General features: G+C 63.2%; 22 protein-coding genes. 17 read left to right on the top strand and 5 right to left on the bottom strand.

The features are described from left to right. Positions 1 to 4 precede the first annotated feature (4 nt). Genes DCN14_RS10170 through DCN14_RS10160 form a run of 3 tightly spaced genes read left to right on the top strand, consistent with a single transcriptional unit; the run spans position 5 to position 2,637 of the window. A complete protein-coding gene (locus DCN14_RS10170; RefSeq protein WP_096501356.1) occupies positions 5 to 1,249 on the top strand; it encodes a styrene monooxygenase/indole monooxygenase family protein in 1,245 nt (414 codons plus the stop codon). Between the two features lie 10 nt (positions 1,250 to 1,259). Beyond that, positions 1,260 to 1,805: a flavin reductase family protein gene (locus tag DCN14_RS10165; RefSeq protein WP_096501354.1), complete on the top strand. Its 546-nt coding sequence runs from the start codon at positions 1,260 to 1,262 to the stop codon at positions 1,803 to 1,805. A gap of 40 nt (positions 1,806 to 1,845) precedes the next feature. Beyond that, positions 1,846 to 2,637 carry a cyclase family protein gene (locus DCN14_RS10160; protein WP_096501352.1) on the top strand — a complete coding sequence of 264 codons (792 nt, stop codon included), beginning with the start codon at positions 1,846 to 1,848 and terminating at the stop codon, positions 2,635 to 2,637. 135 nt (positions 2,638 to 2,772) lie between these two features. Here the strand turns inward: DCN14_RS10160 and DCN14_RS10155 are convergent, their stop codons facing one another. After that, the gene (locus DCN14_RS10155) at positions 2,773 to 3,789 is read right to left on the bottom strand and encodes an AraC family transcriptional regulator (RefSeq protein ID WP_096501350.1); all 1,017 of its coding nucleotides are present in this window, start codon (positions 3,787 to 3,789) and stop codon (positions 2,773 to 2,775) included. A 438-nt stretch (positions 3,790 to 4,227) separates the two neighbouring features. Here DCN14_RS10155 and DCN14_RS10150 point away from each other — a divergent pair, with 438 nt between their 5' ends. From DCN14_RS10150 to DCN14_RS10110, 9 genes are all read left to right on the top strand, one after another. Next, a complete protein-coding gene (locus DCN14_RS10150; RefSeq protein ID WP_096501348.1) occupies positions 4,228 to 6,450 on the top strand; it encodes an indolepyruvate ferredoxin oxidoreductase subunit alpha in 2,223 nt (740 codons plus the stop codon). Between the two features lie 93 nt (positions 6,451 to 6,543). Beyond that, positions 6,544 to 8,058, top strand: coding sequence for an indolepyruvate oxidoreductase subunit beta family protein (locus tag DCN14_RS10145; protein WP_096501346.1), 1,515 nt, complete (start codon positions 6,544 to 6,546; stop codon positions 8,056 to 8,058). Beyond that, a complete protein-coding gene (locus DCN14_RS10140; RefSeq protein ID WP_096501344.1) occupies positions 8,055 to 8,480 on the top strand; it encodes a thioesterase family protein in 426 nt (141 codons plus the stop codon). The genes DCN14_RS10145 and DCN14_RS10140 overlap by 4 nt, the downstream gene beginning before the upstream one ends. An 11-nt stretch (positions 8,481 to 8,491) precedes the next feature. Beyond that, entirely contained in the window at positions 8,492 to 10,819 is a 2,328-nt protein-coding gene (locus DCN14_RS10135; RefSeq protein ID WP_096501342.1) for a bifunctional salicylyl-CoA 5-hydroxylase/oxidoreductase, read from the top strand. Positions 10,820 to 10,858: 39 nt separating this feature from the next. Then, positions 10,859 to 11,983, top strand: a complete 1,125-nt coding sequence (locus tag DCN14_RS10130; RefSeq protein WP_096501340.1) for a cupin domain-containing protein — start codon at positions 10,859 to 10,861, stop codon at positions 11,981 to 11,983. A 55-nt stretch (positions 11,984 to 12,038) separates the two neighbouring features. Continuing rightward, complete coding sequence (locus DCN14_RS10125; RefSeq protein WP_096501338.1) at positions 12,039 to 12,986, top strand: fumarylacetoacetate hydrolase family protein; 948 nt, start codon at positions 12,039 to 12,041, stop codon at positions 12,984 to 12,986. Positions 12,987 to 13,020: 34 nt separating this feature from the next. Continuing rightward, positions 13,021 to 14,052: a carbon-nitrogen hydrolase family protein gene (locus tag DCN14_RS10120; RefSeq protein ID WP_096501336.1), complete on the top strand. Its 1,032-nt coding sequence runs from the start codon at positions 13,021 to 13,023 to the stop codon at positions 14,050 to 14,052. Then, entirely contained in the window at positions 14,049 to 14,807 is a 759-nt protein-coding gene (locus DCN14_RS10115) for an Asp/Glu racemase (protein ID WP_275896811.1), read from the top strand. The genes DCN14_RS10120 and DCN14_RS10115 overlap by 4 nt, the downstream gene beginning before the upstream one ends. Before the next feature lie 92 nt (positions 14,808 to 14,899). Next, positions 14,900 to 15,343 (top strand): MarR family transcriptional regulator, encoded by a 444-nt coding sequence (locus DCN14_RS10110; RefSeq protein ID WP_096501334.1) that lies wholly within the window; start codon positions 14,900 to 14,902, stop codon positions 15,341 to 15,343. Positions 15,344 to 15,358: 15 nt separating this feature from the next. Here DCN14_RS10110 and DCN14_RS10105 read toward each other — a convergent pair whose 3' ends face one another. Beyond that, positions 15,359 to 15,982 (bottom strand): flavin reductase family protein, encoded by a 624-nt coding sequence (locus DCN14_RS10105; RefSeq protein ID WP_096501533.1) that lies wholly within the window; start codon positions 15,980 to 15,982, stop codon positions 15,359 to 15,361. A 385-nt stretch (positions 15,983 to 16,367) separates the two neighbouring features. Between DCN14_RS10105 and DCN14_RS10100 the strand changes: the two genes are divergently transcribed. Next, positions 16,368 to 17,975, top strand: a complete 1,608-nt coding sequence (locus DCN14_RS10100) for a methyl-accepting chemotaxis protein (RefSeq protein ID WP_162826187.1) — start codon at positions 16,368 to 16,370, stop codon at positions 17,973 to 17,975. 324 nt (positions 17,976 to 18,299) lie between these two features. Here DCN14_RS10100 and DCN14_RS10095 read toward each other — a convergent pair whose 3' ends face one another. Then, entirely contained in the window at positions 18,300 to 18,911 is a 612-nt protein-coding gene (locus DCN14_RS10095; RefSeq protein WP_096501330.1) for a LysE family translocator, read from the bottom strand. Between the two features lie 89 nt (positions 18,912 to 19,000). On the opposite strand from DCN14_RS10095, the gene DCN14_RS10090 reads away from it, so the two are divergent. Beyond that, a complete protein-coding gene (locus DCN14_RS10090; protein ID WP_096501328.1) occupies positions 19,001 to 19,528 on the top strand; it encodes a GNAT family N-acetyltransferase in 528 nt (175 codons plus the stop codon). A gap of 15 nt (positions 19,529 to 19,543) precedes the next feature. Here DCN14_RS10090 and DCN14_RS10085 read toward each other — a convergent pair whose 3' ends face one another. Next, positions 19,544 to 20,605, bottom strand: coding sequence for an alkene reductase (locus DCN14_RS10085; RefSeq protein WP_096501326.1), 1,062 nt, complete (start codon positions 20,603 to 20,605; stop codon positions 19,544 to 19,546). 81 nt (positions 20,606 to 20,686) lie between these two features. Continuing rightward, complete coding sequence (locus DCN14_RS10080; protein WP_096501324.1) at positions 20,687 to 20,995, bottom strand: helix-turn-helix transcriptional regulator; 309 nt, start codon at positions 20,993 to 20,995, stop codon at positions 20,687 to 20,689. A gap of 401 nt (positions 20,996 to 21,396) precedes the next feature. Between DCN14_RS10080 and DCN14_RS10075 the strand changes: the two genes are divergently transcribed. Genes DCN14_RS10075 through DCN14_RS10065 form a run of 3 tightly spaced genes read left to right on the top strand, consistent with a single transcriptional unit; the run spans position 21,397 to position 23,898 of the window. Further along, complete coding sequence (locus DCN14_RS10075) at positions 21,397 to 21,783, top strand: thioesterase (protein ID WP_239007789.1); 387 nt, start codon at positions 21,397 to 21,399, stop codon at positions 21,781 to 21,783. A gap of 13 nt (positions 21,784 to 21,796) precedes the next feature. Continuing rightward, the gene (locus DCN14_RS10070) at positions 21,797 to 23,140 is read left to right on the top strand and encodes an AMP-binding protein (RefSeq protein ID WP_096501320.1); all 1,344 of its coding nucleotides are present in this window, start codon (positions 21,797 to 21,799) and stop codon (positions 23,138 to 23,140) included. Further along, a complete protein-coding gene (locus DCN14_RS10065; protein WP_096501318.1) occupies positions 23,140 to 23,898 on the top strand; it encodes an enoyl-CoA hydratase/isomerase family protein in 759 nt (252 codons plus the stop codon). Before DCN14_RS10070 ends, DCN14_RS10065 begins: the two co-directional genes overlap by 1 nt. The last annotated feature ends 1 nt before the right edge of the window (position 23,899 follow it).

Raw genomic sequence — 23,899 nt, 5'->3', positions numbered from 1 at the left:
TTCGATGCGTCGAATCGCAATCGTGGGTGGAGGCCAGGCAGGTTTGCCGTTGGCAATCGCACTGCTGGACAAGGGTTATGAAGTCACCGTCGTCACCAACCGTACGCCGGACGATATTCGTCGCGGCAAGGTGATGTCGAGCCAATGCATGTTCGATCCGGCGCTTCAGATCGAGCGGGACCTCGGCCTCGATCAATGGGCAGACGCGTGCCCGCCCGTCGAAGGTATCGGCTTCGCGGTGTGTCATCCGGAACCGGCGGGGGCGAAGGTCGTCGACTGGCGCGCACGACTGGACCTTCCGGCACAGTCGGTCGATCAGCGTGTCAAGATGCCTGTCTGGCTCGAGCTGTTCGAGTCGCGCGGCGGGCGGGTACTGATTCAGGATGCGGGCATTGCCGAGCTGGAAGCGCTTGCAGACGATCACGACCTCGTCGTCCTGGCTGCGGGCAAGGGCGAAGTCGTCCGCCTGTTCGAGCGCGACGCTGCGCGCTCGCCGTTCGACAAGCCGCAGCGCGCGCTTGCACTGACCTACGTGCATGGCCTCGAAAAAACGTCTGACTATTCGCGCGTGTCGTTCAACCTGATTCCCGGCGTAGGCGAGTATTTCGTGTTCCCGGCGCTGACGCTCTCCGGTCCATGCGACATCATGGTGTTCGAGGGGGTGCCGGGCGGCCCGCTGGATTTCTGGCGAGACATTCGTACTCCGGCCGAGCACCTGGCGGTAAGCAAGGGATTCCTCGCGTCGTACCTGCCGTGGGAAGCCGACCGCGCGCGGCATGTCGAACTGACCGACGGTAACGGCATCCTGGCCGGCGCGTTCGCGCCGACGGTCCGCAAGCCGGTGATGACGCTGCCGTCCGGCCGGCTCGTGTTCGGGCTCGGCGATGCAGTCGTGACTAACGACCCGATTACGGGGCAAGGCGCCAACAATGCGACCAAGGCCTGCAAGGTTTATCTCGATGCGATTCTGGCCCACGGTGAGCAGCCCTATACACGCAAGTGGATGGAGCAAACCTTCGAGCAATTCTGGGATTACGCGCAATGGGTCGTCCGGTGGACGAATTCGTTGCTTACGCCGCCGCCGCCGCACGTATTGAAGCTGATCGGCGCAGCGGCCGGTTTGCCGTCGCTGGCAAGTGTCATTGCCGACGGTTTCAACCATCCGCCGTCCTATTTCCCGTGGTGGGCGGACGCGCAAGCGTGCGAGCACTTCCTGTCGCGCCACGAAGCAGTCTCGGCGATGTCGTAAGGAGAACGATATGTCTCAGTGTATTGCGTCCCCGGGCGCCGGTTCCGCCGAGGCTCCCGTATGGGGAAGCCTCGATCTGCAGCCCCGGACGCTGCGTAATCTGCTCGGCAGCTATCCGACCGGCGTCGCGATCGTCACGACGCGCGCGCCGGGCGGCCGGCCGGTCGGATTGACGATCAATTCCTTCGCGGCGCTTTCGCTGGACCCTCCGCTGATCTTGTGGAGCCTGGTCGACCATTCGCCCAACCTGGCCGCCTTCCGTGACAGCAGCCACTTCGCGATCAATATTCTGGCCAGCCAGCACGAGGAACTGGCACGTCGTTTCGCCACGTCCGGGATGCCCGACAAGTTCGCGGATGTCGCATGCCAGGACACGCCTGAAGGCGTGCCGGCACTCGACGGCGCGATGACGACGCTGATTTGCGCCCATGATCACAGTCGACACGCAGGCGACCATCTGTTGTTGATCGGGCGCGTGGTACGAACCGCGAGCCGACCGGGTACCCCGCTGGTGTTCCACGCCGGGCGATTCACGTCCGTGCACGCGACCTCGTAGCCCGTCGTCGCTTCCAATCAAATCGCTGAGGAGCCTTTTCATGGCACATACGAATCCATCATTGCTGCCGACTCTGGTCGAGCGGCTGGCGCACGGAACCATTCGCGTCGTCGATCTCACACAGACGCTGTCGCCGTCATTCCCGGCACTGCAGCTGCCGCCGCAGTTCGGCCAGGTCAAGCCGTTCACCGTCGAGCGCATTTCCCACTATGACGAGGCCGGCCCTGCCTGGTACTGGAACAACTTCACCTGCGGCGAGCATACGGGCACGCATTTCGATGCACCGGTCCATTGGGTGACGGGCCGCGATTATCCGCGTAACAGTGTCGACACGATCGAACCGGAGCACTTCGTTGCCCCGGCCGTCGTGCTGGACGCGAGCGCCGAGGTGGCTCGTAACGACGACTGGCTGTTGACGGTGGATTTTCTGGAAGCGTGGGAGCAGCGGCATGGCCGCATTCCAGCGGGTGCGTGGGTGCTGCTTCGCACGGACTGGTCGTTGCGCGTGAACGATGCGAACGCGTTTCTCAACTTGCGGGATGACGGGGCGCACACGCCGGGCCCGACTCGGGAAGCGGTCGAGTGGCTGATCCATCAACGCGCGGTGCATGGCTTCGGTGTGGAAACGATCAATACCGATGCTGGGCAGTCCTATGCATGGCCGCTTCCATACCCATGCCATACCCTGATGCACGGTGCGAACCGCTACGGATTGCAGTGTCTGAAGAACCTGGACCAGTTGCCTGCCCAGGGCGCGCTGATCCTGTCGGCACCTTTGAAGATCGAGGGGGGATCCGGAAGCCCGCTGCGCGTGCTCGCATTGGTGGAGTGATTCGGCCGCGAGGTGAGCGGAGCAAGCCGTTTGAACGCCGCCGGTATCGAAGCTTCATGCTTCGGCCGGCGACTTTCGTGTGCCGGTATGAGAAGGCGAACGGACGCTTTTCGTTCGATGCCGTCGTGATGGCCGTCAGCGTCGCCGCAACGTCTGGCTCGGCGACTCGCCGTAGCGCTGCTTGTAGTCGTTGCTGAAACGACCCATATGCGCGAAACCCCAGCGTAGCGCGACGCCGGCAACGTTGCTGGCCTCGCCGGTCATCAACTCGGTGCGCGCACACTCCATGCGCAGATCGCGCAGATACTGCATCGGGCTGACGCCCAGATACTCCTTGAAGCCGGCGTAAAGGCTGCGCATGCTGACGCCGGCAACCTGCGCGAGCTGATCTGCCGAAATGGGTTCGTGCGCGTGGGCCTTCACGTAGTCCTTCGCGCGCCGGATGTGGCGCGGCAGGATCGTGCCGCGGCGCGCGGGCGGGGCATCACTGTAGTTGTGTCGTTGCGTGGAAAGCAGCGTGGACGCGACCAGTTGCTCGATGTGGTTGACAACGAGCTTGTGTTCGCCCAGAGCTGGGCACTGCACTGAGCAATCCATCAGATAATTCAGCAGGCATTGCCAGAGCGGGGTGTCTCGCCAGCGGAAACCGAGCTCGAAGTGCAACGGACTTTCAAGGGGATGATTCAGCTGGCCTACCAGTGTCCGTTCCAGCAACGACCGCGAAATACGCAGCATGAGCTGGTCGTTTCCGGTAGCCCATCTCATGACCGTTTCATCGTCGGGACTGAGGACGGACGCTAGCTCCGGGAACGAGTCGATATGCTGCGCTCCGCTGTCGATCGCCGCACTTCCGATCAGGGGCATCTGCACCAAAAAGAAATCTTCGAGCGGACCGGGGTCGATCTCCACGGCAGAGCCGTATCGCAGCCGGCTCACGGATACGTCGCCCAACGGCATGAAATGCATACGCGCATCCAGCCGCTCGCTGCCGCCGGTGATCTTGAGGCTGTGCGGTTTCATGACGCGCCCCACCATCGACCGAACCTCGTCGATGTCTCCGGACGCGAACAGCAACCGGCCTGGGTCATTCAGGCCGCGTTCCAGCGGCGCGCCCGGCCGGGAAGGGGACGAGGTGGACGTGACGTGCAACATAACGGATACCTTTTCGAGAGCCGGCATGTCGACAAGCGCAGGTCGTTTCGCTGAACCGTGATCTTGTCGGGGGCGGACCGGAATATGCTTGCCGACTCGCATGAAATGTCATGCAAGAACCGCTTCCCATCCCGATGTTGCAAGCGCCGCGGCGGCCGTTCGTTGCACCCGAAGATCGAAGTCCGGAACGGGCGCGTCACGATCGCGTGACGCCATCGGGAATGGGTTGTCAGAAGAATAGTACTTCCACCTATACGCTGCCGAAACGCAGGAAAACCCCGCCCTGAAATGCGTCGGATATCCCGTTTCTGCAATGGATATCCGGGGCCTGCGGAAAGTGAAAGTACATGATTATTCATGTATTGACGGAGGGGGTGTGGCGAACGAAAGTGAGGTCCATGGGCACTGCGTGCCGTACGAACCACATTGAGGAAGGCAATGGCCGAGCGATCGTTTGTGCAAGAGGTGAAGAAGTTGCGTCTGGGTGCGGGCGAGCTGTTCAGCGGCGAGGGGATTCTCGCCGTGACCAAGGCGCTGCTGGAATCGGGTGTCGGGTACGTGGCGGGCTACCAGGGAGCGCCGATCTCGCATCTGATGGACGTCCTTGCCGATGCGCAGGATATTCTCGGTGAGTACGGGATCCGCTTCGAGAACAGCGCGAGCGAAGCCACGGCCGCCGCGACGCTGGCTGCGTCCGTCAACTACCCGCTGCGCGGCGCCGTTACGTTCAAGGCGACGGTCGGTACCAACGTCGCGTCGGATGCGCTCGCCAACCTGGCGTCCGGCGGCGTGCTGGGCGGTGCGCTCATCATCGTCGGCGAAGACTATGGCGAAGGTTCGTCGATCATGCAGGAGCGCAGCCATGCATTTGCGATGAAGTCGCAAATGTGGTTGCTCGATCCGCGCCCGAACCTGCCGTGCATCGTGCAGGCGGTCAAGGACGGATTCGATCTGTCGGAAGCGAGTAGCACGCCGGTCATGTTGCAGATGCGGATCCGCTCGTGTCACGTGCATGGTCAGTTCGTCACATCGGAAAATCGCCGCCCCGCATTTACGGTCAAGGATGCACTCGACAATCCCACACGCGATCTCAGCCGTATCGTCCTGCCGCCGGCCAGCTTTTTGCACGAAAAGGAAAAAGTGGAGGCACGCTGGCCCGCCGCGATCCGTTTCATCCAGGAGCGTCAGCTCAACGAATTTTTCGCTGATGGCGCGGCCGACGTCGGGATCGCGCTGCAAGGCGGCAACTACAACACGCTGATCCGTGCGCTCGAGAAGCTCGGCCTGGCCGACGTCTATGGCGAATCGAAGATCCCGCTGTACGTGATGAATGTCGCTTATCCGCTCGTCGACGCGGAATTCGAGCGGTTCTGCCAAGGCAAGCGCGCCATTCTGGTGCTTGAGGAAGGGCAGCCGAACTTCGTCGAGCAGAACGTGGCGAACATCCTGCGTCAACTTGGCGTCGATACCGCGCTGCACGGCAAGGACCTGCTGCCGATGGCCGGCGAATACAACACGGCGACGGTGCTCGCGGGTGTGCGTGCGTTCCTCGAGCGATACGGGGTCGTCGAGCCGAAGCCGGTTCAGGTACCGGTGCGGCGTGTCATCCCGCTTGTGCCGGCGCTGGTGGATTCACCGTCCGATGCGAAGGCGGTTGCGCTTGCGGACACGGCCGACGGAAGCGACGTCGACGAGCCGGGTGCGCTGGATCGCGAGGTTCACGCTCGTCCCCCGGGGTTTTGTACCGGTTGTCCCGAGCGGCCGATCTTTACCGCGATGAAGCTCGTCGAGCGCGAATTGGGCCCGCACCACGTCAGCGCCGATATCGGATGCCATCTCTTTTCGATCTTGCCACCGTTCAACCTCGGCAATACGACGATGGGATATGGCCTGGGCGGTGCGGGCGCCGCCGCGCTGAACGCGCCGTCCGGCAAGCGCGCGATTTCGGTGATGGGCGATGGCGGCTTCTGGCACAACGGCCTCACCAGCGGCGTCGCGAATTCGGTTTTCAACCGCAGCGACAACCTGACCGTCATCATCGACAACAGCTACACGTCTGCGACCGGCGGACAGGACATCCTGTCGTCAGCCGCGCTCAATCCGACCCGAAGCACCGGGCATGCGATCGAGAAGGCCGTCAAAGGCGTCGGGGTCGAGTGGGTTCGCACCATCAAGCGCACTTATGACCTGAAAACGATGACCGCGACGTTGCGGGAGGCGCTCACCACAACGGTCAAGGGGCCGAAGGTGCTGATCGCGCAAAGCGAATGCATGCTCAACAAGCAGCGCCGCGAGAAGCCGAAAGTGCGCAAGGCCATCGCGGCCGGCGAGCGCGTGGTGCGGGAGCGGTTTGGTGTCGATCCTGATACCTGCACCGGCGACCATTCGTGTATTCGCCTGTCGGGCTGCCCGTCGCTGTCGATCCGCGAGAATCCGGACCCGTTGCGACGCGATCCTGTCGCGACCGTGATGGACAGCTGCGTCGGATGCGGTCTGTGCGGCGAGGTTTCGCATGCGGCAGTGCTTTGCCCGTCGTTCTACCGAGCGGAGATCGTCAGTAATCCGACCCGTATGGATCGCTTGCGTCAACGGGTGCGCGGAACGGTGATCGGCTGGCTGCAGAACGGCGACGCACGGCGTCGTGCCCGATATGCGTTCTGACCCGTCGCCGTCAGTGCAATGGCCCTGCAAGCCGGGCTACACACGAGTCAGGCGGGTGCCGGCACCCGTCGTTGCTTCAAGAGGAAATCAGGAATGAATGCTGAGCCGATCAAGATCGCCATTCTCGCCATGGGCGGTGAGGGCGGCGGCGTGCTTGCCGACTGGATCGTCGATCTGGGAGAGGCAAATGGCTATTTCGCCCAGACAACGTCGGTGCCCGGCGTGGCGCAGCGCACCGGCGCGACGATCTACTACGTCGAGATGTTTCCGGGTGCAGACGCTGCGGTGCCGCGTACGCCGGTCCTTGCGCTGATGCCGATGCCGGGTGACGTCGACATCGTGCTGGCCTCGGAACTGATGGAAGCGGGGCGTGCGGTGCAGCGCGGCATCGTGACGGCGGACCGGACGACGCTCGTTGCATCGAGCCATCGCGTCTACTCGATCGGGGAGAAGGCTGCGATGGGAGACGGTCGCGTCGACAGCGATACTCTCGTGCGTCAATCCCGGCGCGCGGCGAAGCGATTCGTGCATTTCAACATGGCCGACGTGGCCGAGCGAACCGGCAGCGTCATTAGCGCCGTGCTGTTCGGTGCGCTGTGTGCTGCCGACGTGCTGCCGTTTTCGCGCGAACAGTTCGAGGCGACCATTGAGCGTGGCGGGGTGGGCGTCAAGCCCAGCCTCAAGGCATTCGATGCCGGTTTCAAGCGGGCTCGGCAGGACCACGCGGAGGCGCCGCCGGCCGTCTCCTTGGCGGCAGCCGAACTCGCAACTCCCCGTCACCAGGCGGTTGCGGCGCTGGTCGAACGGGCGCGCCGTTACCCCTGCGATGCATCGACGCTCGCGATCGAAGGCGTTCGCCGCCTGATCGACTATCAGGATGTCGCGTACGCCGGGTTGTACCTGGATCGTCTCGATACGCTGCGCGCAACGTCTGGCGGAAGCGATACCAAGCTGTTGGGAGAAGCGGCGCGGCATCTGGCGCTCTGGATGTCATACGAGGACACGATTCGCGTGGCCGACCTGAAGACGCGTGCCAGTCGTTTCGAGCGTGTACGCGGCGAAGTGCGGGCGAAGACGGATCAGATTCTGCAAATCAACGAGTTCATGCACCCGCGCGTCGAGGAAATCGCCGAGACACTGCCGGCCGCGCTGGGTCGATGGTTGTTGCGCCCGCACGCGATGCACCGTTTCGTCGGGCGGTTCGCCCGGGAAGGGCGTGTGGTCAGCACGAGTTCGCTCGGCGGGTTCCTGATGTTGTATCTGCTGGCGCGCTGGCGTCGCTGGCGTCGCGTCACGCTGCGCTTCGCACTCGAGAACCAGCGTATCGAGACGTGGCTCGCGCGCGTTCGCGCGTTGGCGGCAACCGACCCGGCGCTCGCGCTCGAAACGGCGCAGTGCCAGCGGTTGGTGAAGGGGTATGGCGATACGCATGCAAGGGGGCTGCGCAACTACGAGACCTTGATGGCGGTCGTCGATCGTCATTCGGCTTCGATGAAGCCGGCCACGTTGCGCGAACTCCGCGACGCGGCACTGGCAGACGAACACGGCAACGCGCTGCGCGCGTGCATCGAGCGTCACGCACTTTCTACCGGAGGACAGACACGATGAATCCACGCAAGCTGACACAAAAGCATCGAATCCGCTTTGCCGAATGCGATCCGGCCGGCATCGTGTTCTATCCGCAGTATTTCGTGATGTTCAACAACTTGCTTGAGGCGTGGATCGATGGTCTGCTGCCGGAGGGGTTCGCGGGATATATCGGCAAGCAGCGTTTCGGTTTGCCCACCGTTCGTCTCGAAGCAGATTTTCGCGCGATCAGCCGCATGGGAGACGATGTCGAGCTAAGCCTCGAAGTGCTGCGGCTTGGCGGAAAGTCGCTGACGTTGTCGCTCGCTTGTATCGGCAGCGAAGGCGAAATTCGAATGAGCGTGACGCAGGTGCTGGTTTCGACCTCGCTCGACACGCATCAGGCGATCGACATTCCAGACATGCTGCGTCGGGCACTGAGCTCGGAGCCCGTCAACGAGTAAAGGAGACAATTGTGAAAATCGTCTGTATCGGCGGGGGACCCGCTGGATTGTATTTTGGTCTACTTATGAAATTGCAGGATCCGGACAACGAAGTCGTCGTGATCGAACGGAACCGTCCGTACGACACGTTCGGATGGGGTGTCGTTTTCTCGGATGCGACGCTGGACAATCTTCGCGAAGCCGATCCGGTATCCGCGCAGAAAATCGCCGACGAGTTCAGTCGCTGGGACGACATCGATATCCACGTCAAGGACCAGGTGGTCCGTAGCGGCGGGCACGGCTTCATCGGGATCGGCCGCAAGAAGCTCCTCAACATCCTGCAAGCCCGGTGCGAGGAGGTGGGCGTACGGCTGGTCTTCGAAACCGAGATCAAGGATGATCAAGCCGTCGCGAAGGAGTACGGCGCGGATCTCGTGATTGCGTCGGACGGGATCAACAGCCCGATCCGAACACGCTATGCGGACACGTATCGGCCCGACATCGACCAACGTCGCTGCCGCTTCGTCTGGCTCGGAACGAGCAAGATCTTCGACGCGTTCACGTTCATCTTCGTTCAGACCGAATACGGATGGTTTCAGGCACATGCATACCGTTTCGAGGAAGGCCGCTCGACGTTCATCGTCGAGACGACCGACGAGGCATGGCATGCGGCCGGCATCGACGAGATGTCCCAGGTAGAGGGGATTGCGTTCTGCGAACGGATTTTTGCACCGTGGCTGCAGGGAGAGCGGTTGATTTCGAATGCGTCGCACCTGCGCGGCTCGGCGATCTGGATTCGATTCCCGCGTGTGATCTGCGAAAGGTGGGTTCAGTGGAGCAAACCGGACGGCGAAGCAGGGCGTGACGTCCCGGTCGTGCTGATGGGCGATGCCGCGCATACCGCGCACTTTTCGATTGGCTCCGGCACGAAACTCGCGCTCGAAGACGCCATCGAATTGTGCAACACGCTGAAGGGCAGGTATGGCGATCTTCGCGAGGGGCTGGCGCACTATGAGGATGTGCGCGGCGTCGAAGTGCTGAAGATCCAGAACGCAGCGCGCAATTCGACGGAATGGTTCGAGAACGTGGCGCGCTACGCGGCGCTCGAGCCCGAGCAGTTCGCCTATTCGCTGCTTACCCGTTCGCAGCGCATTTCTCACGAAAACCTGCGGTTGCGCGATCCGGAGTGGCTTGCCCAATACGAGAACTGGCTCGCGGCGCGCGCGGGTGCACCGACCGCGCCAGGCAACCTGCCGCGCCCGCCGTTGCTTGCGCCGTATGCCGTGCGCGGGGTGACGTTGAAGAATCGTGTCGTCGTGTCGCCGACGCTGCTGTATATGAGCCGCGATGGCATCCCCGACGCGTTTCACATGGTTCACCTCGGCAGCCGCGCACTCGGCGGCGCGGGGCTGCTGTTCACGGAGGCCACCGCGGTGTCGGCGGACGGGCGCATGACGCCGGGATGCCCGGGCTTGTGGAATGACGGGCAGGTTCAGGCATGGAAGCGCATTACCGAATTCGTGCATGCGCACAGCGATGCGCGAATCGGTGTCCAGTTGAATCACGCGGGCCGGCGAGGCTCGACTCAACTGGGTTGGGAAGAGCCGGACCGTCCGCTCGTCGCAGGCAACTGGCCGCTCGTTTCCGCAAGCGCGCTTCCGTACTTGCCTGGCATATCGCACGTTCCGAGTGAGGCCAGCCGCGACGATCTGATTCGAATTCGGGATCAGTTCGCGGATGCGGCGCGCCGCGCCGCGGTGGCCGGCTTTGACTGGATCGAGATCCAGGCGGCTCATGGCTGTTTGCTGTCCAGCTTCATCTCGCCGCTGACGAATCGCCGCGACGACGAATATGGCGGCTCACTCGACAATCGCCTGCGCTTTCCGCTGGAAGTCCTGGCTGCGGTGCGCGACGCATGGCCGGCGGATCTGCCGATTTCCGTGCGCATTTCTAGCACCGATTGGGCGGAAGGCGGAACGACGGTCGACGAGGCCGTGGAAATCGCGAAGCGCCTGCATCTTGGCGGTGCGGATCTGATCGATGTGTCGTCGGGTGAAGTCACGCCGGATCAGAAGCCGGTGTATGGGCGGATGTATCAGACACCGATGGCCGATCGTATCCGCAACGAAGCCGGTGTGCCGACGATCGCGGTGGGTGCGATCACCGAGGCGGACCAGATCAACGGAATCGTCGCGTCCGGGCGCGCGGATCTCTGTGCGCTGTCGCGCGCCTACCTGGCGAACCCGGCCTGGCTGCTGCATGAATGTGCGAAGCAAGGATGGAGCAACGTTGACTGGCCGGCCGCCTATCTGACAGGCAAGGACCAGCTCGAGCGCAGTCATGCGCGCAACCGGACCTGATATCGGACGCCCATCCGATCGAGACAAGGAGATCATGTCGTGACAAAGACCGTATATGACCAGCATCGCGAACATACCGCCGGACGCGCCGACGTCGAGGACACGCCGGAGCTTGTCGCCTACTACCAGCAACTGGCCAGCATGAAAACGGGCGCGTTGTGGACCGTGGCCAACAAGATCGAGCCGTGGCAGCCGAAGTCGGAGTCGCTGCCGGTGCTCTGGCGCTACCGCGACTTGCGGGAACATGTGCTTCGCTCGGTGGAACTCGTGACGCCGGAAAAGGCGGGGCGACGTGTCATTTACCTCGATAACCCGGGACGCCAGGATGTCTCGGCGGCCGTGGGCTGGCTGTATTCGGGGTTGCAGGTGATGCATCCGGGCGAAATTGCGTCCGCGCACGCCCATTCTTCGTCCGCGCTTCGTTTCATCATGGAAGGCGCCGGCGCTTACACGATCGTCGACGGCCACAAGATGACCCTCGGAGCCAACGATTTCGTGCTGACACCGAACGGCACGTGGCACGAACACGGCGTGGAGTCGGACGGGCTGCCTTGCATCTGGCAGGACGGTCTCGATATTCCGCTCGTCAATGCACTCGAAGCGGGCTTTTATGCCGTCCATCCGGACCTCCACCAGGCGATTACCTATCCCGTCGACGACTCCGTCGCCCTGTGGGGCGCACCCGGCTTGCGTCCCCAGGACGCTGGCTGGCGCAAACCCTACTCGCCGCTTTTCAAGTATCAGTGGGAACCGACCTACGAGGCATTGCAGCGCTATGCGAAGGTCAGCGACGGGAGTCCGTTCGACGGGCTGCTGATGCACTACACCAATCCGGTGACCGGCGGTCATGTCATGTCGACGATCGGCGCGAGCATGCAGCTATTGCGTCCGGGATTCGTCGGTAAAGCACATCGACACACCGGCAGCTTTCTCTATCAGGTTGCCAAGGGCCAGGGGTACTCGATCATCAATGGACACCGGTTCGACTGGAACGAGCGCGATATTTTCTGCGTGCCGTCGTGGTCGTGGCACGAGCACGTCAATACCAGCACGACCGAAGACACGTGTCTGTTCTGCTTCAGCGATCTGCCGGTGATGGAGAAACTCGGACTGTATCGAGAGGAGGCGCTGGCCGAGAACGGCGGTCACCAACCGGTGAACTGAGCGGATATCACTGCGGCAACTCGCAACGACCTTACATCTTTCTGGAATCTGGATTATGAAACTCGTTACCTATCGTGCAAACGTGAATGCGGCATCCCGTCTCGGGGCCATCGTCGGCGATACCGTGATTGATCTGGCGCATTTTGGCGCACATGTCGGCCATGCGCTGCCGGACAACATGCTCGATTTCATCGACCTCGGGCCGCATGCCGTGACGCTGACGACTTCGCTGCTTGACGAATTCGAAGGCAATTGGCCGCTCGGCAGTGCCGCGCCGCTCGCGAACGTCAAGCTGCTCGCGCCGATTCCGCGCCCGCGGAAAAACATCTTCGGCATCGGTCTGAACTACGTCGAGCATGTCGCGGAATCGAGCCGCACGCTGGACACCTCCAAGGAATTGCCGAAGCAACCGGTCATCTTCAGCAAGCCGCCGACCACGGTGATCGGGCCGGACGATGCGATCGAGCATAACGAGGCCATTACGAAGCAACTCGACTGGGAAGTCGAACTCGCGGTGATTATCGGTACTCGCGCAAAGCGTGTCGATGAAGGTGACGCGTTGGACTACGTGTTCGGCTACAGCCTGCTGATCGACATGAGCGCGCGCGATTGCCGTCGTGCGGGGCAGTGGATCTACTCGAAGGGGCAGGACACCTACGCGCCTTTCGGGCCGGTCATCGTCACGGCGGACGAAATTCCGGATCCGCACGTGCTCGATCTCGGCCTGACGGTCAACGGGGTGACCAAACAGAGCTCGAATACCCGCCACATGCTGTTCAAGGTGCCTGCGTTGATCGCGGACATCAGCGCAGGCATTACGCTGGAACCGGGCGACATCATCGCGACCGGCACGCCGGAAGGCGTGGGTGCAGGCCGCAATCCGCAGGAATGGGTCTGGCCTGGCGACATCATCGAAGCCCGCCTGGAGAAAATCGGCGAGCTGCGGCACCCGGTGGTGGCAGTCGGCGGTGTACCGCGGGCCCGCAAGGTTCAGGGCGAGTGAGTCGACGGAAGACGGAAATCGGAGGGATTCGAAAATGCTTGAACTTCCTAAATTCAAGGTCGCCGCGGTGCAAGCGGCACCGGTCTTTCTGGAAACGGATGCAACCGTTGCAAAAGTATGTCGGCTGATCGAGGAAGTGGCCGACAATGGCGCGCGCCTGGTGGCCTTTCCGGAGGTTTTCGTCGCGGGCTACCCTTACTGGAGCTGGATCATGAATCCGGTCGAGGGCAGTCCGTGGTTCGAGAAACTGGCGCGCTCGGCGATCGAATTGCCGGGGCCCGAGATCGCGAAAATCTCGCAGACCGCGGCACGGCATCGCATCAACGTCGTGATTGGCGTCAACGAGCGCAACCGGTACGGCATCGGGACGCTGTACAACACGGTCGTGACCATTGGCGATGATGGCCGCATTCTCGGTCGCCATCGCAAGCTCGTACCCACCTGGGCCGAGAAGCTGACCTGGGCGCCGGGCGACGGCGCCGGGCTCCGCGTGCACGAGACAAGTATCGGCCCGCTCGGCGCGCTCGCATGCGGCGAGAACACGAACACGCTCGCACGTTTCGCGTTGCTGGCGCAAGGCGAACTCGTGCATGTCGCGAGCTACATTTCGCTACCGGTTGCACCGGCCGATTACGACATGGCCGAAGCGATCAAGGTCCGTTCCGCGGCGCATTGCTTCGAGGGCAAACTGTTCACGATCGTCTCGTGCTCGACGATTTCGGAGGAGATCATCGAAGCGATGGCTGCGTCTCGTCCGCAGGCGCGCGAGATGCTGTCGCGCCGGAACAGCGCGTTCTCGGGCGTTCTCGGACCGGACGGTCGCGTGATCGGCGAGCCGCTCATCGACGACGAGGGCATCGTGTACGCGGATATCGATCTGTCACGCTGCATTCAACCGCGCCAGATGCACGACATTACCGGCCACTACAACCGGTTCGACGTATTTGACCTGCACGTCAATCGTCGTCCATTGCAGGCCGCGCGCTTCGACGATCTGCCGGCGACGGACCCGACCGCGGTTCCCGTTGAAACGGCAATCGAACTGAATCAGGAGACACAGTCTTGAGTAACAATCGACCATATCGCGTTGGCCAGATCGTGCCGTCGTCGAACACGACGATGGAAACGGAGATTCCTGCGATTCTGCGCGCACGCGAGGCATTTCAGCCGGAGCGGTTCACGTTCCATTCCAGCCGGATGCGGATGAAGCACGTGACCAAGGAGGAACTGGCCGCCATGGATGCGGACAGCGACCGCTGCGCGCTGGAACTGTCGGACGCGCAGGTCGATGTCCTGGGTTATGCCTGCCTCGTCGCGATCATGAGCATGGGGCATGGATACCACCGGGTATCGGAGCACCGCTTGCATGGACGTACCGTCGAGAACGGCGCGCCGGCACCGGTCGTGACGAGTGCCGGCGCCCTGGTGGACGGCCTGCACGCGATCGGTGCGAAGAAGGTTTCGATTCTTGCGCCGTACATGAAGCCGTTGACGCGACTGGTGATCGACTACATCGAGAGCGAGGGCATTGAAGTCGTCGACAGCATCTCGTTGGAGATTCCCGACAATCTGGAGGTCGGACGCCAGGATCCGCTGGCCCCCGTCGAAATCACGAAGCGGTTGAAGACGACGGGAGTCGACGCTGTCGTGGCATCGGCATGCGTGCAGATGCCGTCGCTGGGATCCATTCAGCTCATCGAGGACCGGGTCGGTCTGCCGGTCGTATCCTCATCGGTGGCAACCACGTTCATGATGCTGAAGCGCCTCCGGCTGAATACCGCGGTGCCGGGCTTCGGTTCGTTACTTTCGGGCAAGTTCTGATCGTGCGGGGCTGGGCCGGCGATCCCTCTTCGCCTTCGGAGAGCGAGGTAGAATCCTTGCTGTTTCTTGAAGACGAAGAGGCGGCAAGGGGAATGACGAAGACCAAAGCGTTTGTCGACAACTACTTGCCGGCCCTGTTGGGCCAGGCGTGGCACCTTGTCTCGACGGAGTTCCATGCCGTGGTGGAACGGCATGGCCTTTCCGTACTCGAATGGCGGGTGTTGTCCACGCTCGCGAGCAACGGTCCGATGACCATCTCGGCCTTGGCGCAAACGACGGTCAGCAAGCAGCCTACGGTAACGCGGCTGTTGCTGCGCCTCGAGGCGCAAGGGCACGTGGAGCGTTCGACCAGCCGTGACGACCGGCGATATACCCTCGTCAAGGTCACCCGCAATGGGCGGCGGCTCGTGACGGGTCTGATCGCTCAGGCCGAAGCGCATGAGCGCGCGTTGCTGAAGCCCTTCAGTGTGCAGAAGATCGATTCCCTCAAGGAAATCCTCCGCGAGCTGATCGACCGGCATCGTCCGCCGGTCTGATCCCTGTCGACACGCTCATTTAGGGCGATACATCGAAAATTTCCCGGCGGGAAGGACTTCGAAATAGTCCGCCGGCCCGCCGCCGCGCAAGATCGGTTGCGCGAGCGCGGTATCGTAGATGCCGTCGCGCAGCAACGCGCGATCGATATGAACGGCGACGACTTCTCCTATTACCATCCACGTGTCCAGAAGCCCGGAGTCGATGGACGAGAGTTGCTGCACGTGCGTGACCACACATTCGAGTGCGACCGGGCTTTCGGCCACGCGCGGGGCCGCCACGATCATTGATGGCGCAGGCGTGAGACCCGCCAGTTCGAATTCGTCGATATGCGGCAACGCTTCGATGCTCGTGTGATTGACTTTCTCCGCCAATTTGCGCGTAGCCAGGTTATAGACGAATTCCCCCATTGTTTCCGCATTTCTGACCGTGTCTTTCTTGCCGACACTCGAAAACGCCACCAGCGGCGGTCGATAGTTGAAGATATTGAAGAAGCTGTATGGCGCGAGATTCAGCTTGTCATGCGCGTCCTGAGTGGAGATCCAGCCGATCGGACGAGGCCCGAGAATGGCGGGAATGGGATCGTGCGGCAGGCCATGGCCGTCGGTCTGCCGATAACTATGAATGTTGTCCGGGATCATCGTCGTCATCGAAGCGTGGTTTTAGTGACTGAAACGAGATTACCGCCGGCAGTCGGTACCTGGAATCCCGCCCCCTCAATTTCTGGCGCTTGCCGGATGCCATACGCAGGAACCGGATAGTGTGGCTGGCTCGGCGAAGATCGGGAGCGAATGACTTGCCGACAATGCGAGCGGCGCGGACTTCGACCGTAGTTGCAGTAACCGGACGACGAATGCAGGAACCGGCTGCAGAAGCGGTCACGGCAACCCGTTAAGCATGGTGACTTGCGGTGAACCTTTTGAACGATCTGCAAGGGCGGATGTGCCGGCGGCGCCTCATCGAGCGAGGCCGGTGCAACGACTGCGACCGGACTTGTCCGTTGGTCCGGGCCGTCTCATGGAAACAATGGAATATATCGACCGAGGCAAGCTCATGAAAATCGGCAGGTTGAAGATGCGTACGCGCCTGACATTGGCGTTTGGTGCGCTGATGATGTTGTTTGTGACAGGAGGACTCGTATCCTTGAGCCAGCTCAGAGAAGCGAACGCCAGGATCAGCGAGCTCGTGGATGACGGAGACGTCAAGCTCGCGTTGGCTGAGAATCTGTCACGTCAGGTCTATATCGGCGTGGATTCCATAAAGACGGTATTGCTGGTGACGGATGGCGATGCGATAGAGGCGTTGGTCAAGCGCGGTTATGCGGCAAAACAGCAATTCATGCGCGATCGCGAAACGCTGCGCGTGCTGAATCGAGGTTCGGCCGAAGCGAGTAAGCTGGTCGACGCCATATTCGAGACGAACGACAAACGCACCGTCGCCGACTTCGACCAGTTCGTTACGCTCGCGAAGCAGGGGCAGCACGAAGCCGCGGGGCAGTGGCTGGTCAGCCGGGCGGCCCCATCCATGCAGGCACTGCAGGACACGATCTCGCGTTTCATCGAGTTCCAGCGCGCACGCAATGCTGAGCTGAAGTCGAGCAGCGCAGCAGACTTCGAGCGATCGAAGCTCGTGTTGGCGGCGGTTCTGATGATGTGCCTCATCGCCATCGCGGGGATCGGCGTTGTGTTGACGCGTAGTTTGCGGCGTGAGTTGGGCGTGGAGCCGTCGGAGGCCCGTGATGTTACAAGTGCGGTCGCGCAAGGCGATTTGTCGTGCCCGGTGCCGGTTCGAGGTGCGCCCGCCGGCAGCCTCATTGTCTCGATGGGCGAAATGCAGGCGGGCTTGCGGCGCGTGATTGAAAGCGTTCGCCACCATGCCGAAAGCGTGACCTTTACCAGTCGCGAGATCGCCCTGGGCAACAACGAATTATCGGCCCGCACCGAGGAGCAGGCTGCGTCTCTCGAAGAGACGGCCGCGAGCATGGCTCAACTCACGGAGACCGTGAAGCAGAATGCGGACAACGCACGGCAGGCCAATTCGCTCGCGCTCCACGCGTCCGGGCTGGCCGATTCGGGTAACGAGGCGGTAGCGGAAATGATCCGTATCATCAAGGAGATAAATAAGCAATCGGTGCAGATGTCGGAGATAACCAGCTTGATTGAAGGCGTCGCGTTTCAGACCAATCTCCTTGCGCTCAACGCGGCAGTAGAGGCAGCGCGAGCGGGTAGCCAAGGTCGCGGTTTCGCTGTCGTAGCGAGCGAAGTGCGCGGCCTGGCACAACGCGCTGCGACTGCCGCGAAGGAAATCAAGGCACTGATCCTGTCGTCCGTTGCGATGGTTCAGGACGGCGTAAAGCAGGCCGGCGATGTCGGGGGGACGATGAGCGATGTGGGCACGGCCATCAAGCGGGTGTCGGATATCGTCGGCGAAATATCCGCTGCGTCTGACGAGCAAAGCCGTGGTATCGAGCAAGTTCATCAGGCGGTCTCGCAACTGGACGAGGTAACGCAGCATAACGCGGCGCTCGTCGAGCAGGCGGCCGCAGCGGCGCAGTCGCTCGATGAGCAGGCGTCAAATCTGAAAGTGGCAGTGTCGGTCTTTCGACTCGAAGCAAGAGTCGATTGTTCGATCTGATCCCTCGTCTTCTCGATCTTCCTCCGGGTCGCATGCTCCGCCCTGAAGGGCGCTGCACGGGCCGGAACCGTCACCCAGGTGATCGCGAGGGCAACTTTGGACGCACGTTGCCGGGAATTTGCCCGGAGGTCGCTTTGCCGGCAAGGCATTGAGGCCAATATTGGATTGCAGCCGGACAAGTATGGGTAGGATCGTGGGTCGGAAGCCATCTACGATCGAGGGAGTCTTGCCTGGCGCGTCTCCGCGAGCGGTGGTTGGAGTTGGCTGCCTTCCGCCACAAGGCTTTCTTTCGGCTTGTGCCCGAGAAACGGCGCCTCAACCGACTCACCGCGTCGCGATCGCCACCGCCGCACCGGCCATCGCGGTCGCGCTCGTGCGGTTCGCGATCCGTTTCGCACGCGCCGACGTCAGAAAAGCCCGCGCGCGCACGGCGAGCAGCGACCAGAAGCAGTCGGCGAGAATCAGAACGGCGAGCATCGTGCCGACCAGCTCGGCCCATGCGAGCACGCCGACATGCGTCAGATCGACGATCGTCGGCAGCAGCGCCAGATAGAACAGCATGATCTTCGGGTTGCCGAGCGTGACCAGCGTACCCGCGACGAACATGCGCCACGGCGACTGGCCGCGCGGCAGGTCGTCGGCCTGCGTGTCGGTCGGCGCGGTCCACATCTTCCACGCGAGGAACAGCAGGTACGCGACGCCGAGCAGCTTCAGCACGAGCAAGCCCGTCTCGAACGTGCGCGCAAACGCGGACAGTCCGGCCACCGCGAGCGTGAGCCACAGCGCTTCGCCGATCCACATCGCGGCGAGGAACGGCAGCACGTCTCGCACGCCGTTCGTCAGCACGCGCGCGACGAGCGCGGCGACGCTCGGGCCGGGCGTGCCGGCGGTGACGAGCAGGGCGATGGCGAACACGGCGAGCGCGGACAGCGTCATGGCGAACCTCGTGGAAGGGGCGTTCGAAAGATATGAAGTTTCGATTATAGTGACGGCCGTTCCCGCCTGCCTACCTCTACCTCGTCGTGATGACAGCATCGATCCGGATTCGCCGCGCCACGCGCGAAGACGCGGCCGCCATGGCCGCAGTGGAAGTCGCCGCCGCACAGCGCTTTCGCGACATCGGCATGGCCGACATCGCCGACGGCGAGCCGACCGATGCGGCCGACGTGCTCGTGCGCATCGACGGCGGCCGCGCGTATGTCGCAACCGATGAAGCGGGCGTGTGCGTCGGCTTCGCGTTCTACCGGCTGCTCGATGCGCAGCGGCTGTATCTCGAGGAACTGGATGTCGCGCCGTCGCATGCCGGGCAGCGGATCGGCGCACGCCTGATCGAGCAGATCGTCGCGTGCGCGGCGCAGGACGGCATCGCGCAGATCGTGCTGTCGACGTTTCGCGACGCACCGTGGAATGCGCCGTACTACGCGCGCCTCGGCTTTCGCATCGTCGACGATGCATCGCTCGACGACACGCTGCGCGCGATCCGCGCGCACCACGTTGCCCGCGGGCTCGACGAGACGCAGCGCGTGTTCATGCGCGCGGACGTGCGCGCATGAACGGGGAGCCGGCCGTCAGGCCGCGTCGCTGAGCGCCGGGTAGTCGGTGTAGCCCGTTTCGCCTTCCGCGTAGAACGTCTCCGGCACCGGCTTGTTCAACGGGGCGTCGAGTTCGAGGCGGCGCGGCAGGTCGGGGTTCGCGATGAACAGCTTGCCCCATGCGATCGCGTCGGCGTTGCCGCTCGCGAGCGTTGCCTGCGCGGATTCCAGCGTGAACTGCTCGTTCGCGATCAGCGGGCCGCCGAACGCTTCCTTCAGACGCGGGCTCAGATGGTCGCCCGAATACGATTCGCGCGTGAAGATGAACGCGATCTTGCGGCGGCCGAGCTCGCGCGCGACATAACCGAACGTCGCGGCCGGATCGGAATCGCCCATCGTGTGTGCGTCGCCGCGCGGTGCGAGGTGCACGCCGACACGGCCCGCGCCCCACACGTCGATGGCCGCGTCGACCACTTCGAGCAGCAGGCGCGCGCGATTTTCGATCGGGCCGCCGTATGCATCGGTGCGGTGGTTGGTGCTGTCCTGCAGGAACTGGTCGAGCAGGTAGCCGTTCGCGCCGTGGATCTCGACGCCGTCGAAGCCGGCCTGCTTGGCGTTCTCCGCGCCCTTGCGGTATGCGGCGACGATGCCCGGAATTTCATCGAGTTCGAGCGCGCGCGGCGTCACGAACGGACGCGGCGGGCGCACGAGGCTCACGTTGCCGCCCGCGGCGATCGCACTCGGCGCGACCGGCAGGTCGCCGTCCAGGAACACCGGGTCGGAAATCCGGCCGACGTGCCAGAGCTGCAGCACGATGCGGCCGCCGGCCGCGTGCACGGCTTGGGTCACGCGCTTCCAGCCTTCGACCTGCTCGTCGGACCAGATGCCCGGCGTGTCCGCGTAGCCGACGCCCTGCGGCGTGACCGACGTCGCTTCGCTGATGATGAGGCCGGCCGACGCGCGTTCGGCGTAATAGCGGGCCATCAGGTCGTTCGGGACGCGCCCGGCGCTTGCGCGGGCACGGGTGAGCGGCGCCATCACGACGCGGTTCGGCAGGTTCAGGTCGCCGAGGGTAACGGGATCGAACAGGGTGGGCATGGCAGATAACCTCTTCACGAAAAACGGGAGAGCCGGTGCCGGGCACACGGCCGATACCCGTATGGCCGATTCGGCCGGTGGCTAGAGTTCGCGGCGCAGCGCGTCGTGAAATGCGTCGATGACGGCCTCGTTGCGCCGGAAGAACGCCCACTGCCCGATCCGCGTCGACGTCACGAGCCCCGCGCGCTGCAGCGTCGCGAGGTGCGCGGAGACGGTCGACTGCGACAGCCCGCAGCGCGCGTCGATCTGGCCCGCGCAGACGCCGTGGTCGTACGGCAGCGTCTGCGCCGGGAAATGCGCGTCGGGCGTTTTCAGCCAGACGAGGATTTCCCGGCGCACGGGGTTCGAGAGCGCTTTCAGGATCGCGTCGATGTCGAGTTCGGTCGGCATGGAAAGGGCGGGTGGTCGGGCATTCGGTCAGGTGAGCCGGTGCTGACGAGGTATCGTCGATGGTCGAATCATATATCGGAAATTGACGATATTCATGGAAGGCACTGACGCCAATGGGGTTGATAGGCGCTGCCTTATGGAAGGGAAGGCAGTATTTCGGGGCCGGATGGTTTCCGGAGCGCTTCCGGCATGCTCGCCCGTCACAGTCAATTTATCTTCCGACCGTAAGTAATCTTTCCGTTCAAATCGAATACGGCGTTCTGCCGTGCTGACCGCGCATGCCCGCCGGACAAGGGTTCGCGGGTTAGTTGAAGCTTGGCACGGGCTTTGCAGTACTAGAGCGCAAATGAACCGGAGGAGTCCGCCCGATGCCAGCGAAACGTGCGACGGTCTCGAAAGCGATGGAGACGCCGCAGCCACGCGAGCGTTGTCGCCGCGGCGCAGCGCCGTGCGATCCCGACGTGCTGTCCATGTCCGCCTTGATGGGCCTCGTGGAAGCCGCATGCGTCGACGCGATGTGCGACCGAGTGCGGAGCGATGAGTGGTCGATCGGCCGCATGACGCATTTCACGCATCTGGTGCCGACGCGATCGGACGTCCCGGTTTTCGTCACCGCGACGTTCCGGACGTTCGACGGCGAACGGTACTGGTTCGATGTCGTGGCGACCGATGCGGCCGGTCCGGTGGCGAGCGCGAGCCACGCGCGCTCGATCGTGGAGCGTTCCGCACTCGAGTTTCAGTGTGCAAGCCGTCGCGGCCGTGCCGGCGATATGGATTCGTCATGCTAAAGGAAACGAGAACATGAAAGTGGAGTCGTCAATCAACGCAAACAACGCGCTTTTCGACGAGGCATTCGAAACCCTGCCGCCCGGGCAGGTGCGCCGGCATCAGGACGGGCTATGGTCGCCCCAGTGGGACTACATCCGTTCGATGTCGACGTTCTATCGCGGGAAACTGTCGCGCTGGATCGACCGGGAAGTGACGCTGGATTCGCTGCAGGAGCTGCCTTTCACCGAGAAGGACGAGCTCCGGATCAGCCAGGAGGCGGCTTCTCCATTCGGCGACTACGTGGCTTGCGGCGAGGCGGGCGTGTCCCGCCTTCATCGCACCTCCGGGACGACCGGGCGCCCGTTGATTCTGGCGAACAGCGCGGCCGATGCGTACCGGGTCGCCCGGGTCGGCGCGCGGTCGATGTGGGCCGCCGGGTTGCGGCCGACGGATCGCGTGGTTCACTGCCTGAACTACTGCATGTGGACCGGCGGCTTCACCGATCACACGATTCTCGAGGCGACCGGCGCGACGGTCGTGCCGTTCGGCGTGGGCAATACGCGTCTGCTGATCGATTCGATCGTCAATCTCGGCATCAACGCGATTTCGTGCACGCCGTCGTATCCGGGGCTCATCGAGCAGATCCTGCGTGAATCGACCGATCTTCGCCCCCGCGACCTGAAGCTGACGTTGGGCCTGTTCGGCGGCGAGGCCGGGCTCGACAACCTGGATCTGCGCAACGCGATGGAAGAGAAGTGGGGTTTCAAGATCCGCAACGCCAACTTCGGTCTGTCGGAAGTACTGAGCATTCTCGGCGGACAAACCGACTGGACCAACGATTTGCTGTATCACGCGAGCGACGTCGTCTTTGCCGAAATCGTCGATCCCGCCACGTTGCAACGCCTGCCGATCGAGGCGGGGACCGTCGGCGAACTCGTCTGTACGCACTTGCAGAAGGAATGCCAGCCGCTCGTGCGCTACCGCACGCGAGACGTCGTCACCGTGACCGGCGTTGATCGCGGGCCGGACGGCCGCACGGCGTGGCGATTCCGTGTCACCGGCCGCACCGACGACATGTTCAACGTGCGCGGCATCAACGTGTTCCCGAGCGCCGTTCGCGTGGCCGTCGAATCGCTGCCGCAATGGGCGTCGGGAATCTTCCGGATCGTGCTGAAGGGGGACGGGCCGTACGACCGGATCACGATGACGGTCGAAGCCGCGCAGGGATTGCCGGCCGCCGACTGGCCGAAGGCCAGGGAGCAGGTCGAGGCGGCGATCCGCACGCGGGTCGGTTCGACGGCAGACGTGACGATGGTGCCGTTCGAGCATTTCCCGCGCACCGAAGGAAAAACCCGCTGGGTCGAAAAGGAGGCGTGATGAGCTACGCAAGAATCGAGAAATCGGGGGCCGTGTCGACGGTGATCCTCAATCGCCCGGAGCGGCTGAACGCGATCAGCGGCGACCTGCTGGACGATCTTCATCGGGCGCTGGTGGAGGTCAATGCCGATGACGGCTGCAATGCGATCGTATTCACGGGCGCGGGACGGGCCTTCTGCGCGGGCGACGATCTGAAGGAGTTCGGCAAGCAGACCGAGAGCGATGCCAGCATCCGCAGTCACGTCGAACGCATCCAGCAGATCACGCGCGACCTGATGTTCAACGGCAAGCCGGTCATCGGCGCGGTGCACGGGTTTGCCGTCGGCGGCGGATTCGAGTGGCTGCTCAACTGCGATCTGGTCGTGGCGTCGGACGACCTGGTGTGCTTTTTCCCGGAAATGGAGTGGGGGCAGTTCGTCACCGGGGGCGTGACGCAGCTCCTGCCGCAGAGCGTCGGCCATCAGCGCGCGATGGAGCTGTGGCTGCTGGGCGAGCGCCAGTCGGCCCGGCAACTGCATGCGCTGGGCCTCGTCAATCGCGTCGTCGAACCGGGGAAGGTCGTCGAAACCGCGCTGGAGCTCGCCGCGCGTGTCGCCGAACGTTCGGTCTTCTCCGTATCGAGACTGAAGCGTCTGCTGACGATGGAGCTGTCGACCGAGTTGACCCGCAGTCTCGAGCTCGAGCAGTCCGCAACCGTGGCGGCATTTGCGACACCCGATGCCGCCCGCCGTGTCCAGGCCTTTGCCGCGAGGAAATGAC

This window comes from Burkholderia sp. IDO3 (assembly GCF_003366075.1).
GTDB lineage: Bacteria > Pseudomonadota > Gammaproteobacteria > Burkholderiales > Burkholderiaceae > Burkholderia > Burkholderia anthina.
The sequence above is the reverse complement of the archived record's forward strand: the minus strand, read 5'-3'. Positions and strand labels throughout refer to the sequence as shown.

What these genes read in the sequence shown, in the direction of transcription:
- DCN14_RS10145 (WP_096501346.1), top strand. Translation starts at nt 6,544, where the DNA reads ATGAATGCTGAGCCGATCAAGATCGCCATTCTCGCCATGGGCGGTGAG.
- DCN14_RS10085 (WP_096501326.1), bottom strand. Translation starts at nt 20,605, where the DNA reads ATGCCCACCCTGTTCGATCCCGTTACCCTCGGCGACCTGAACCTGCCG.
- DCN14_RS10160 (WP_096501352.1), top strand. Translation starts at nt 1,846, where the DNA reads ATGGCACATACGAATCCATCATTGCTGCCGACTCTGGTCGAGCGGCTG.
- DCN14_RS10100 (WP_162826187.1), top strand. Translation starts at nt 16,368, where the DNA reads ATGGAATATATCGACCGAGGCAAGCTCATGAAAATCGGCAGGTTGAAG.
- DCN14_RS10125 (WP_096501338.1), top strand. Translation starts at nt 12,039, where the DNA reads ATGAAACTCGTTACCTATCGTGCAAACGTGAATGCGGCATCCCGTCTC.
- DCN14_RS10150 (WP_096501348.1), top strand. Translation starts at nt 4,228, where the DNA reads ATGGCCGAGCGATCGTTTGTGCAAGAGGTGAAGAAGTTGCGTCTGGGT.
- DCN14_RS10105 (WP_096501533.1), bottom strand. Translation starts at nt 15,982, where the DNA reads ATGATCCCGGACAACATTCATAGTTATCGGCAGACCGACGGCCATGGC.
- DCN14_RS10110 (WP_096501334.1), top strand. Translation starts at nt 14,900, where the DNA reads ATGACGAAGACCAAAGCGTTTGTCGACAACTACTTGCCGGCCCTGTTG.
- DCN14_RS10065 (WP_096501318.1), top strand. Translation starts at nt 23,140, where the DNA reads ATGAGCTACGCAAGAATCGAGAAATCGGGGGCCGTGTCGACGGTGATC.
- DCN14_RS10165 (WP_096501354.1), top strand. Translation starts at nt 1,260, where the DNA reads ATGTCTCAGTGTATTGCGTCCCCGGGCGCCGGTTCCGCCGAGGCTCCC.
- DCN14_RS10095 (WP_096501330.1), bottom strand. Translation starts at nt 18,911, where the DNA reads ATGACGCTGTCCGCGCTCGCCGTGTTCGCCATCGCCCTGCTCGTCACC.
- DCN14_RS10090 (WP_096501328.1), top strand. Translation starts at nt 19,001, where the DNA reads ATGACAGCATCGATCCGGATTCGCCGCGCCACGCGCGAAGACGCGGCC.
- DCN14_RS10120 (WP_096501336.1), top strand. Translation starts at nt 13,021, where the DNA reads ATGCTTGAACTTCCTAAATTCAAGGTCGCCGCGGTGCAAGCGGCACCG.
- DCN14_RS10070 (WP_096501320.1), top strand. Translation starts at nt 21,797, where the DNA reads ATGAAAGTGGAGTCGTCAATCAACGCAAACAACGCGCTTTTCGACGAG.
- DCN14_RS10075 (WP_239007789.1), top strand. Translation starts at nt 21,397, where the DNA reads ATGGAGACGCCGCAGCCACGCGAGCGTTGTCGCCGCGGCGCAGCGCCG.
- DCN14_RS10170 (WP_096501356.1), top strand. Translation starts at nt 5, where the DNA reads ATGCGTCGAATCGCAATCGTGGGTGGAGGCCAGGCAGGTTTGCCGTTG.
- DCN14_RS10140 (WP_096501344.1), top strand. Translation starts at nt 8,055, where the DNA reads ATGAATCCACGCAAGCTGACACAAAAGCATCGAATCCGCTTTGCCGAA.
- DCN14_RS10080 (WP_096501324.1), bottom strand. Translation starts at nt 20,995, where the DNA reads ATGCCGACCGAACTCGACATCGACGCGATCCTGAAAGCGCTCTCGAAC.
- DCN14_RS10155 (WP_096501350.1), bottom strand. Translation starts at nt 3,789, where the DNA reads ATGTTGCACGTCACGTCCACCTCGTCCCCTTCCCGGCCGGGCGCGCCG.